This is a genomic window from Lacticaseibacillus suilingensis, assembly GCF_016861845.1.
Classification (GTDB): Bacteria; Bacillota; Bacilli; order Lactobacillales; family Lactobacillaceae; genus Lacticaseibacillus; species Lacticaseibacillus suilingensis.
The window spans coordinates 50,668-62,343 of the sequence record NZ_BOLV01000009.1; the positions used below are offsets into that span (position 1 = coordinate 50,668).

Genomic DNA, 11,676 nt, shown 5'->3' on the forward strand with positions numbered 1-11,676 from the left:
TGGGTTTAATATTGATCGATGCCAGAAGAGTGTGACTCGCCTTGAGGCTGCGATTGCTCAGAGAGCTTGCTCCCAAAGACGTGCCGTTCCAAATTCGACAGCCGCTTGAGGATGTCGTAGTTGGTGGCACTGGCACTTGGTTGTTGCGGCGTGCTACCAGCGATGCTCTTAGAAACTGACAGCTGCTTGGTGAGTTCATCCACGCGGCTGCGCAGCCGCGCATTATCCTCATTCAACCGGTCCAGTTCGGCATTGTAGCTCTCATAATCCTTGATCACTTGATCGAGGAATTCATCAACCTCGTCGGGATCATAGCCGCGCATGGCTTTCTTGAAACTCTTATCCAAAATGGCCTTGGGGTCAAGTTGAATGTTGAATGTTGCATCGTTATTGTTATCCATTCCAGCACACCTCATTTACCAGCTAAACACGCTTCGTTTAGTATAGCATAGCCTAATCGCTTTGAAAATGCTCATTTGCCTGGTTTTCGGCGTAGTCCCGGGCTGATTCTTCCAAATCTGGCATGGTGATCAAGGTCAAAGGATACTCGCGGCGGGCTTGCTCAGCCAGCGCGGCTTGATAGGCAAATTTGGGCTTGCCTTCAAAATCCAGATCATACAGCATCAATGCGCCGTCGGTATGTTGCGCCATGAAACGGGTGTAGCCAGACAGCTGGGCCGGCGATTCATACGGGCCACTGGAAGTCGCCTGGGAAAAGTCGACCTGAGCCGCCAGCGTTTGCAGCTTCGTCTGATTGGCCTCGTTCCACTGATGACCAAAATCACCGAACGGTAGCATCATCGCCACTTGCAGCTGCGGATACGCCGCTTTCAGCTCCAGCGCCGCGGCGGCGCCCCACTGCTCAACGCCAAGCTCGCCGCCAGTGATGACCCATTCCAAGCCGTCTTCAATCAGCGGGCGCAACGCATTTTTTAACGTATACTTAATCACTGTGATTTTGGGATCTTGATCGCCGTAAGCGTTTACTTCCCAGGCCCGGTAGCCGGTCAGCCAAAGTCTTGCCAGCATCTTCTTCCTTCTTTCTAAAATTAGGCGCAGGCTGTTCAAATTGTTATAATAGCCACAGGAGCGTGAGTCTATGCCAATTCATTACCCCAATGGTAAGCCATACCAAGCCAAGGCGCAATCGAGCCGTGAACCCGTCAACTACGGCGGCCGCGGCATGACCTTGGAAGATGAGCTCAATCAAAGCAATCAATACTATCGCCAAACCCAGCAGGCTGTGGTGTACAAAAAGCCCACCCCGCTGCAAATCGTCAAGGTCGACTACCCCGCCCGCAGCCAAGCGGTGATTCGAGAAGCCTACTTCAAAACCCCTTCGACGACGGATTATAACGGGGTTTATCGCGGGTATTACTTGGACTTTGATGCCAAAGAAACCAAAAACAAGCGCAGTTTTCCGTTGAAGAACTTCCACGCTCATCAAATTGCGCATTTAACCGCGTGCCTAGCGCAAGGCGGTATCTGTTTTGCCTTGATCCGCTTCGTTAGCCTTGAGCGCTTGTTCATCTACCCTGCCAGCGACTTGAAACGCTGCTGGGACGAGGCGCAAAATGCTGGGCGCAAATCGATTCCGTTAAGTGAAATTGAAGCCCATGGGATTGAGCTGCATCCGAAGTTACAGCCCCTGATTCCCTATTTAGAAGGCGTCGATCAATTAATCCAGATGAAGAGAGGAAATCACCATGCCTAATACGCCATCCCGAATGGCCCGGCGGCGGGCCCCCAAGCCGAAAGCAAAGAAAAAGCGCCGCTGGTGGCTGACGACCATTAAGGCCATTTTAATCGCGGTGCTGGTTGTACTTATCGGCGGCGGCTCGCTGTTCGCCTACTATGCCAGCTCGGCTCCGAAAGTCACAGAAACTGAATTGAAAGCTGGCGGCGGTAGTACCGTCTATGATGCCAGCGGCAATCAGTTCATGAGTCTCGGGGTTGAAAATCGGAGCTATGTCTCTGCTAGTCAAATTCCGCAACAACTCAAAGACGCCGTGGTGTCGATCGAAGACCGTCGCTTTTATCAGGAACGTTGGGGCATTGATCCGATTCGCATTGTCGGCGCCTTTACCCGCAACGTCATCGGTAAAATCACCGGCAATTCCAATGGCATTCAAGGGGGCTCTACCCTCACCCAGCAGCTGATCAAGCTGTCGGTTTTCTCCACCAAGGCCTCTGACCAGACCCTGAAGCGGAAGGCCCAAGAAGCTTGGCTTGCGGTCAAGCTGGAACAGAAATTCAGTAAAGAACAGATTTTGGAATTCTACATCAACAAAGTCTACATGGATAATGCGCAAGTGGGCATGGGCACCGCCGCCAAGTACTATTACGGCAAGAGCCTAAACCAGCTTGACTTGGCCCAAACAGCGCTGATTGCCGGTTTGCCGCAATCACCAGTGGGTTACAATCCCTATAACCACCCAGAAGCTGCTCTGAATCGCCGTAATGAAGTCTTGAAAGCCATGGTGGCGAACAAGAAAATCAGCCAGGCCCAGGCTACGGCGGCGGAAAAGGAACCCATCACCCAAGGCCTCGTCACGCAAAAGGCCCAAACCACGGATTCAGCCGTGGATAAGGAAACTGATTCCTATTTGACCTCAGTGATCAAAGAAGTCAAAAAGAAGATGAACGCCAATCCTTACAGCCAAAACCTCAAGATCTACACCAACATTGACATGAAGGCGCAAAAGAAACTCTACCAGATTGTCAATTCTGATGAATATATCAACTTCCCGAATGATCAGCTGCAAACCGCCATCACCATTACTAACCCGAACACCGGGCGCGTGGTGGCCCAAGTCGGCGGCCGCAAGACTGGTGACGTGCGGCTAGCGTATAACCGCGCCACGGAAAACCAGCGCAGTAACGGCTCCACGATGAAGCCAATGCTGGATTATGCCCCGGCCATTGAGTACCTGAACTGGTCCACCTATCAGCAAATGGTCGATCAACCGACGGTCTACCCAGGCACCACGACTTCGGTTTACAACATCGACAAAAAGTACTTGGGCCGGATTTCAATCCGCAAAGCCTTGACCGATTCGCGGAACACCGTGGCGGTCCAAACCCTCGAGAAGGTTGGCCTCAGTCGCGGCTTGAACTTCCTGAAGGGCCTCGGCATCGACCTCAGCAAGGTGGATGGCAACCACTGGTCCAGCGCGATTGGCGCGCCGGTCACCACCGAACAAGAAGCCGCAGCGTATGGGGCCTTTGCCAATGGCGGGACTTACTACAAGCCGACTTACGTGCGGAAAGTGGTTGATTCCGATGGTCACACCACGACCTTCGATGAAACCGGCACCCGCGCCATGAAAGCCAGCACCGCCTATATGATTACGGATATGCTCAAAGGCGTCCTGACTGATGGTACCGGGGTTTATGCCAAGGTCTCTGGCATCAACGAAGCCGGTAAAACCGGGACCACGGATTATGCTGATACCGACCTTCAGCACAATTCTGCCCTCTCTGGCTTAGCGAAGGATATCTGGTTCACTGGTTACACGAAAGAACGCGTTATCTCGGTGTGGACCGGTTACGATAAACCACTGACGAATGGCCTGGGCTCTGGCTCGAACCTAATCGCCCAAAAGATTTACAAGGCGATGATGGGCTACCTCGCCGATGAAGAAAACGTGGGCCAAAAGGATTGGAAGAAACCTTCGACCGTCTTGGCGGAACACATTCTCTCCGGTAGTAACCCAGGCACCGCGGTCACCGGCAATACCGCCGGCACCACGCGCGAATTGTACGTCAAAGGCTATGGCCCAACGACCAAGCAAGCCGTGGCGGACAGCTCGTCAAGTTCCTCCTCGAGTTCAAGTTCCAGTTCCAGCAGCTCGAGTAGTTCCAGCAGCAGTTCGAGTGTCGATGCATCGTCTTCTAGCCCCACTACTACAGAGCCATCGACCCCATCTGACACAGGTGGCTCGAACGCGACAACCTCGTCCCCTAACACCGGTACTGGTGGTGGTGCCGGAGCTGGTGGCGGTGGCACCGGAGACAATACCCAAGGCGAAACCAACACGAAACAGTAAAGATTTGACATAACGAAAGCCCCAGGATTCGGTTTCGAATCCTGGGGCATTTTCATGTTGTTACATTCTAAAGTCAAAGCGAGACTTGCTGCACCGTCACGTGATGGGCCTGCAGCAGCTCAATCGCATACGGATCATTGTTGTAATCAGCGCCAAAGTATACCTGTTTGATACCCGCTTGGATCAACGCTTTGGTGCAGTTCAGACACGGGAAGAAAGTCACATACACAGCCGCGCCACGAGTCGACACCCCATTTTCCGCACATTGCAAAATCGCATTCATTTCGGCGTGCAAAGTGCGGATGCAATGACCGTCGCGCATCAGATGGCCGGCGTCATCGCAGTGGGGATCGCCGGCAATACTGCCATTGTAACCGGTGGCGATGATGCGGTGGTCCAACACCAACAGTGCCCCCACTGTCGCCCGTTCACAAGTGGAGCGAGCCGCTACGGTGGTCGCTAAGGTCATGAAGTAACGATCCCAAGATTCGCGCGTTTGGTGGCGCGTTGAAGGCATAATTTGATCGGTCATTTGACTTCCTCCTTCTGCAAAGGCTGATAATACGGCGCAAAGGCTTGCCACTGCGGGGTGTCGGGCAAGTGCGGCTGACGGGCCGTCAACCATTCACGGCCCAGCCTGATCAAGGCACGATGCAAATTGATCCAAGTGCTCGGCGGCATCAACGCCTCAAGCCGAGTTTGAATTTGCGCCGGGGTCGCACTGACTGGCGCCAGCCCAAAGCCCTTGATGATACGGCTGACATGGGTATCCACCGCGACGCCAGGGACGTTGAAAGCATCAGTGAGCACCACCGTGGCGGTTTTCTGCCCGACGCCAGGGAGACTGATCAAGGCTTTCCGGTCGGCTGGCACTTGCCCGTCATAGGTATCGACTAGGCGTTGGGATAAGGCTTTGAGGTACTTGGCTTTGTTGTGATACAACCCGAGCCGGTCAATTTTGGCTTCGATCGCCGCAAGCGGCGCCGCCGCCATGGCGGCTGGCGTTGGATACGCCTGAAATAAGGCCGGCGTGCAGGCGTTGACTGCGACATCGGTGGTTTGCGCTGATAGCATCACCGCCACCAGAATCTCAAAAGGATTATCAGCGTTCAGCGTTGGCTGAGCGTCGGGATAAGTTTCAATCACCAAGTTCAGCAGCGCCACGCTTTGCGCTTTGGTCATTTTCATAGGCCTAAGTGCCTTTCTTGTTCCGCCTGCACTTGCGCTGGCGTCGTCAGGTGGCGCTTTTCCCAGTTCAGCAAAATCCGGTCCATGTAGCGCAAGGAATATGCCTGGTTGAGCACGGCTTCGCGCAGCGCCAACTTGATCAGCGCCGGATCGTAATGATCGACAGTGAGCCAGTCGTTGATGGTTTGCTGCTCAATCGGCGACAGCGGCCGGCCGAATTCGACTTCAATTTGGCTGAAGATTTGCTGGCCGCCTTGGGCCTCGGGCTTGGCCTGAGTGGGTGTGCTCGTCAGCAACTGCTTCAACAGCGGCGTGACGTCATATTGATCGACACTGCGGCCGTGACTGTCGCGAGTTTGCACCAGCGCAATCGCTTTTTTCTGAATCAAGGTTTCGATCACCGTGTAGAGATCTTGCTTGCCGAGCTTGGTGCTTTGCGCCAGTTGATCCAGCGCCGGAGCCTCCTGGTGGTGCTGGGCCCAGGCCGCCAGAAATAAGTACACCACAAATTCGCGCTGGGTCAGCGCGCTTTGGGCGAAATGGTCGAACAACGCTTGGGAAAAAGTGGTTTGCCCATTTTGCAAATAAGCTGCTAAAGAATCAGACATCATTACCCTCCTGACCAAAAAACTGCCAGCCAGATGGCCGACAGTAAGTGAATCACGGCTTGAGGCGCGTGATCATGCGTGGGAACGGAATGGCTTCGCGCAGGTGATCCAAGTGGCAGATCCAGGTGATGGCCCGTTCAAAGCCTAACCCAAAGCCGGCATGCGGCACACTGCCATACTTGCGCAAGTCTAAGTACCATTCGTATTCATCCAGATCCAGCCCTTTGGCTTCAATCGCGGCTTTCAGCTTATCGTAGTCGACTTCACGTTCGGAGCCGCCAATGATTTCGCCGTAACCTTCTGGGGCCAGCAGATCGGCACAGACATAGGTATCGTCGCGACCTTCTTCTGGTAGCATGTAAAACGGCTTGATGGCCTTCGGGTAGTTCAGCACGAACACCGGCTGTTCGAATTGTTCGGACAGGTAAGTTTCTTCCGGTGAGCCTAAGTCATCGCCCCACTTGACGTCATAGCCGGCGCCTTGCAGCATTTCAATCGCCTTGTCATAGCGAATGCGCGGGAATGGCGTCTTGGTATAACGTTTCAGGATTTCGGGATCGCGATCCAAAATCTTCAGGTCATACGCACAATTGTCCAGCACCGACTGCACCAGGAAGGCAATGTAGTTTTCCTGCACCTTGAGGCTTTCTTCTTGATGCGTGAAGGCCATTTCCGGCTCAATCATCCAGAATTCGGTCAGGTGGCGACGGGTTTTACTCTTTTCGGCGCGGAAGACGGGACCGAACGTGAAGACTTTGCCATAAGCCATGGCGCCGGCCTCAGCGTACAACTGGCCGGACTGGCTCAGGTAAGCTTTTTGGTCAAAATAATCCGTTTCAAACAGCTCCGTGGTGCCTTCTGGGGCGCTGCCAGTGAGAATCGGCGGATCCATTTTGATGAAGCCTTCCTTATTGAAGAATTCATAAGTCGCGCGGGCCATTTCATTACGAATCTGTTGAATGGCAAACTGGCGCTTGCTGCGCAGCCACAAGTGGCGGTGGTCCAGCAGAAACTCGATGCCATGTTCTTTAGGCGTAATCGGATAATCTTCAGAGGTGCCAACGACTTCGATGTTGTGAACTTCAATTTCATAACCGAAATGACTGCGGCTGTCCTCGTGAATTTCGCCGGTGATGTACATGCTGGTTTCCTGCCGCAGTTCCTTAGCGGTTTGGAAGACTTCTTCTGAGACCTGATTCTTCAGCACGACGCCTTGGAAAAAGGCCGAGCCATCGCGCAACTGCAGGAAGGCAATCTTCCCGCTGGAGCGCTTGTCGGTCAGCCAGGCCCCGATTTTGACTTCTTCGTTCACATGGTTCTTTGCTTCTGCAATGCGAATTTCTTGTGTCATGGTTTACCCCTTACTAATTATTACCAACAAATTGACTAATGCGGCGAATCCCTTCAACCAGGTCCTCCTCCGCCGCGGCGTAACTCAGCCGCGCATGATCTGGTAGGCCAAATGCCCGCCCTGGCACCAGCGCCACGCCAGTTTCCGCCGGCAGCGCCGCGATGAACTCATCCACACTGCTGTAGTGGGTCAAGGTCGCTGCCCGCTTGACATTCGGGAACAGGTAAAACGCCCCTGCCGGCTTGTGCGCCAGCGTGAAGCCTGGCACCTTTTGCAGCAACGGAAAAATCACATTCAACCGGTGTTCAAAGGCCTGCCGCATGGTTTCAACGCTGGTGCCGTCGCCGGTGTAAGCCGCCAAAGCGGCATACTGACTAACTGCCGTCGGATTACCGGTGGCATGGCCGAGCAGCTTCCCCATCGCGGCCATGAGCTTTTCTGGGCCGGCGGCAAAACCGATTCGCCAGCCAGTCATCGCAAAACTCTTGGAGACCCCGCCTATCAGCACGGTATTGGCGGTGATCTGCGGATCGATATCGATCATCGAGGTGTAAGGCGCGCCGTTAAACATCAAGTCGCGATAGATTTCATCACTGACCACCAAGAGATCATGTTTCAGCGCCCAGTTCCCAATCAAGGTCAGCTCTTCCCGTGAGTACACCGCCCCACTAGGATTTTGCGGCGAGTTGATGATGACCGCCCGGGTTTTGGCGGTGCGCTGCTGCTCGAGGTCATCAACAGTGACCTTGAAGTCGGTGCTAGGTTGCACCGCCCGCGGCACCCCGCCAGCCAGTTTGATTTGCTCAACATACGACACCCACCCTGGGAGCGGCGTCAGCACTTCCTCGCCGGGATCCAGTAGCACCTGGAACAAAGCGTACAGCGCTAATTTCGCGCCGGTGGTGACCACAATCTGGTTGGGCTGATAATGCACCGGACTTTGCGCCGCGACATGATCCGCAATGGCGGTTTTCAGCGCGGTGATGCCAGTGGCCGCCGTGTAGAAGCTCGCCTGCCCGCTTTTGATGGCCGCAATCGCGGCGGTATCGATAAATTCAGGCGTTTGAAAGTCAGGCTGACCGATGGATAAATCAATCACGTCCTCGCCTTGCGCCTTCATCTGCTTGGCCATGTTGCTGATGGCTAAGGTCGCAGATGGGGCCACATCGATAATGCGCTTTGCCAGATGCATCTTATCGCTCCTTTTTTTCGGTCACAGGTTGCGAATCGAGGCAACTTGTTCGCCAGTTTCAAAATCGTACGTCACATACCCCAGTTTACCAGAATTTGTCTCGTAACCAATATCCCAAACAAATTTCTTTGCCCGGTAGCGCATGCCCACTGCCAAAATTTTCTTGGGATGATAAGTCGACTTGGCCTGGTCAACCGCGGTATTCTTGCTGATGCCGTCTTTTTGCGCCACGACGCGCACTTTACCAGTTTTTTGCCGAATCACCACAAAGCGGCGCTGCTGTTTAGCCGTGGTGCCGGCCACCGTCAGATAGCTTTCGTCTTGCTTATTCCAGTAAAACGCGGAGACGGTTTTGATACCACCGCTTTGCTTGGCGATGCGAATGGCCTGGCTGCGAACCTGGTGCAAGGGACTAAGCGCCCGCACCCAGACGCCGATGATGATGGCTAAGATGGCCAGCGCCAAGGCGGGGCCGATAATTTTTCTAAACGCGGACCGTTCACTGCGCATGTTCTGTCTCCTTTATTAAACGATGTTCCAAAAAGTCATGGGCGAGCGGCGTAAGATCTGCCAGCGGCAAGGCCTTGGGCTTGAGATTAGGCAAGCTCTTCGCCATTTGGCGTCCGTAAGGCGTGGTGAGCAATCGGGGATCCAGCACCACAAACACCCCGCGGTCATGCTCGGTGCGAATCAGCCGGCCAAAACTTTGGCGAAACCGAATCGTAGCTTTGGGCAGCAAATCAGCCGCAAAGGCATCTTCCCCGCGCGCTTTGAGCGCCGCCGCTCGTGCCTGCACCGTGGGACTGGCGGGTGAGTCAAAAGGCAGCCGGGTCAGAATGACTTGCTCTAGTTGCTTCTGCGGATAGTCGATGCCTTCAAAAAAGCTCGCCGCCCCTAACAAGACGCTGTCGGTGCTGAGGGCAAACCGCTTGGCGATTTTTTCTGCTGAACCGGTCACCCCCTGTGCCAACAGTTCATGCTCCGGCAGCTGATTGATCAGCCGCTGATAAACCAGGCTGATCATTCGGAGAGAATTGAACAACACCAAGGTTTGATGCGGAGTCGCCGCCAGCTGCGCAATGGCGTTTGCGAGGTAATCCGCATAGGCGCCTTCACTCAACTCTCGGGCATTCGGCGCATCTTCTGCCACCAGAAACTGGGCTTGCAGCTTGTAATGAAAAGGACTGCGCAGCCGCAAAGCTGGCGTGGCTGCCGGCAGGCCAAGCTGCTGGGTTAGGTAGTCGAAACTGCGATTAACGGTTAACGTCGCGCCGGTGAATACTGGGGCATCAAAAACTGTCAGCTGCTTTTGAATGATGTGGCTCGCATCAAAGCGTTGCCAGTTAATGCTCAAAGTTGCCGGGCCCCCGCCGCCTAGAATCAAGCTGGTGACCACTGGCGCTTGGGCCAAAGCGGCTAAATCGATACCCTTCAGCCGCGTCAGCTGATTGGCCAGCGCGGCGGTTAGCCCATCCAGCCCCTGAAACAGCGCTGCCTCACTGGCCAAATAGCGTTCCGGATCGGCTTCATACTCCGCAAGCACCCCTTGCATCGGGGCCAGCACGCTGGCGGCGGTGGTCAAAAGCGGCGGCAGCGCCGTTTGCAATGTCGGTAGTAGCCACTGCCGTTCAGCGGCTGTAAGCGGACGTTCAACCACCCGCGGCGCTGGCTGGCCACAATGATGATAAACCACCTGCTGGAGCGCGGCAATTTGGTCGGTGGCGGTATTGATGGCCGCCAAGGTTCGATTCAGCTGATACAGGGTCGCTGGGGCGTCAGCAAACAAGGTCATGAGGCCAGTTTCTTTGCGGCCTTGAATAAAGGTCTGCAATTGACCAAGCCGCCGCTTGAGCTTGGCGAGGCCTAATTCATGCGAGTTGGCTTCGGCAAACGCCGCCGCAAAGTGCTGGGCCTCATCCACCACGAGGTAAGGCTTGTGGCGCAGCGGCAAATCGGTGATGTGCCGGGCCAAAAAGGCGTGGTTCGTGATCACCACTTGTGCCGTTTTGACTTGGTTTTGCAGCCGTTGGTAGAAGTCGGCCGACTGATAAATGCCTTGGGTCGGCCGGCCAGTCGCGCGGATGCGGGCAAATAGTGGCGCGGTGTAGGTGGTCAGTTGCAGCTCAGCCAAATCGCCAGTGGTGGTTTGCGTCAGCCATACCATCAAGCGCATTTGCAGGAGCCGGGTTTGATGATTGGGATGCTTCAGCCCCAAACTAGCCGCGAACTTCCCTAGGTCAAGGTAATGGCGGGCGCTTTTAAGCACCACCGCTGGTAGCGCCAAGCCAGTGAGCGCACGCACCTGCGGCAGCGATTCCGTGGCGATTTGGCGTTCCAACACCGTGGTCGCCGCGCTGACCACCAGTTTATGGCTGGTGCTGGTCACGTACGCGTAAGGCAACAGATAGCCCAGCGTTTTGCCTAAGCCGGTGCCGGCTTCAATCAAAAGTGGCTGATGAGTGCTGGTGCTATTTTCATAAATGGCATCCATCATCTTGGCTTGCTGGGTGCGCACCTTAAACCGCGGCTTCAGCAGCTGGCGCTTGGCGGCCAACGTTGCCGGATACGTTGGTACGACTTGCTCGCCAGCACTCGGTTGCGGCCGCTTTAGGACAAAACGCCCCACCGCCATTTGCTCGGGGGTTAAGGGCTTGGGGGCAGTGGCATGGGCCGCCAAAAAGTCACCGGTTTGCTTCGGCAGGCTGCCGGCAAATTTCAGCAGTTCATGCTGCGTCGCGGTTGGCAGCGCCGCAAAGCGCGCGCCCAGGCGCATCAGCAAATGACCAGTGCTAATGGCATCACTGTCGGCGCGGTGCGGATGGTCATGGGTAATGCCCAACGCCGCCGTCAAATCCTGCAACCGGAAGCTGGCTTGAGTGGGCAGCAGTATCTGCGCCATTTCAACGGTATCAACCCCTGGCTGCGCCAAGGCGGGCTGCCCAGCGCGGACCAGTTCCGCGGCTAGGAACGGATAATCAAAATTGACATTATGCGCCACAATCACAGTGCCTTGCAGGAGCCGGGTAATGCTGGCGGCCACATCTGCGAAATACGGCGCTGCCACCAGCCGCCCTGGGGTGATGCCAGTTAAGGTTTGAATCGCCTGGGGGACAGGCCGGTCAGGATTGATCAGCTGCGACCGGGTTTGAATCAGGGTCCCATTTTTGATTAAGGCGCAACCGAATTGAATAATGCGGTCGCTGCCATTGATTTCTGTGCCTGTGGTTTCCAAGTCAATCACAGCGTAAGTTGTTTGCGAATCCATGCCTGCCCTCCTTTCGGCTTTTG

At 55.1% G+C, this 11,676-nt stretch carries 11 protein-coding genes; 2 read left to right on the forward strand and 9 right to left on the reverse strand.

The annotated features are described in order from the left end of the window. Positions 1–5: 5 nt before the first annotated feature. On the reverse strand, positions 6–401 hold the full coding sequence (gene gpsB / locus JUF11_RS06770) for a cell division regulator GpsB (protein WP_125579028.1): 396 nt from the start codon (positions 399–401) through the stop codon (positions 6–8). A gap of 52 nt (positions 402–453) precedes the next feature. Beyond that, the gene (locus JUF11_RS06775) at positions 454–1,026 is read right to left on the reverse strand and encodes an SLOG family protein (RefSeq protein WP_204118978.1); all 573 of its coding nucleotides are present in this window, start codon (positions 1,024–1,026) and stop codon (positions 454–456) included. A gap of 73 nt (positions 1,027–1,099) precedes the next feature. On the opposite strand from JUF11_RS06775, the gene recU reads away from it, so the two are divergent. Continuing rightward, positions 1,100–1,714 carry a Holliday junction resolvase RecU gene (recU, locus tag JUF11_RS06780; protein ID WP_125579029.1) on the forward strand — a complete coding sequence of 205 codons (615 nt, stop codon included), beginning with the start codon at positions 1,100–1,102 and terminating at the stop codon, positions 1,712–1,714. Then, on the forward strand, positions 1,707–4,049 hold the full coding sequence (locus JUF11_RS06785) for a transglycosylase domain-containing protein (RefSeq protein WP_204118917.1): 2,343 nt from the start codon (positions 1,707–1,709) through the stop codon (positions 4,047–4,049). Before recU ends, JUF11_RS06785 begins: the two co-directional genes overlap by 8 nt. Before the next feature lie 73 nt (positions 4,050–4,122). Here JUF11_RS06785 and JUF11_RS06790 read toward each other — a convergent pair whose 3' ends face one another. From JUF11_RS06790 to JUF11_RS06820, 7 genes are read right to left on the reverse strand one after another with little or no spacing between them, the layout of a single operon-like run. After that, positions 4,123–4,581, reverse strand: a complete 459-nt coding sequence (locus JUF11_RS06790; protein WP_204118918.1) for a deoxycytidylate deaminase — start codon at positions 4,579–4,581, stop codon at positions 4,123–4,125. Beyond that, positions 4,578–5,231, reverse strand: coding sequence for an endonuclease III domain-containing protein (locus JUF11_RS06795; protein ID WP_204118979.1), 654 nt, complete (start codon positions 5,229–5,231; stop codon positions 4,578–4,580). Before JUF11_RS06795 ends, JUF11_RS06790 begins: the two co-directional genes overlap by 4 nt. Before the next feature lie 2 nt (positions 5,232–5,233). Continuing rightward, positions 5,234–5,845 carry a DnaD domain-containing protein gene (locus JUF11_RS06800; protein WP_204118919.1) on the reverse strand — a complete coding sequence of 204 codons (612 nt, stop codon included), beginning with the start codon at positions 5,843–5,845 and terminating at the stop codon, positions 5,234–5,236. A gap of 52 nt (positions 5,846–5,897) precedes the next feature. Beyond that, positions 5,898–7,196, reverse strand: coding sequence for an asparagine--tRNA ligase (asnS, locus tag JUF11_RS06805; RefSeq protein WP_204118920.1), 1,299 nt, complete (start codon positions 7,194–7,196; stop codon positions 5,898–5,900). A gap of 13 nt (positions 7,197–7,209) precedes the next feature. After that, positions 7,210–8,388, reverse strand: a complete 1,179-nt coding sequence (locus tag JUF11_RS06810) for a pyridoxal phosphate-dependent aminotransferase (protein ID WP_204118921.1) — start codon at positions 8,386–8,388, stop codon at positions 7,210–7,212. Positions 8,389–8,409: 21 nt separating this feature from the next. Beyond that, on the reverse strand, positions 8,410–8,898 hold the full coding sequence (locus JUF11_RS06815; RefSeq protein ID WP_204118922.1) for a cell wall elongation regulator TseB-like domain-containing protein: 489 nt from the start codon (positions 8,896–8,898) through the stop codon (positions 8,410–8,412). After that, positions 8,888–11,653 (reverse strand): helicase C-terminal domain-containing protein, encoded by a 2,766-nt coding sequence (locus JUF11_RS06820; RefSeq protein WP_204118923.1) that lies wholly within the window; start codon positions 11,651–11,653, stop codon positions 8,888–8,890. The genes JUF11_RS06815 and JUF11_RS06820 overlap by 11 nt, the downstream gene beginning before the upstream one ends. Positions 11,654–11,676: the final 23 nt, after the last annotated feature.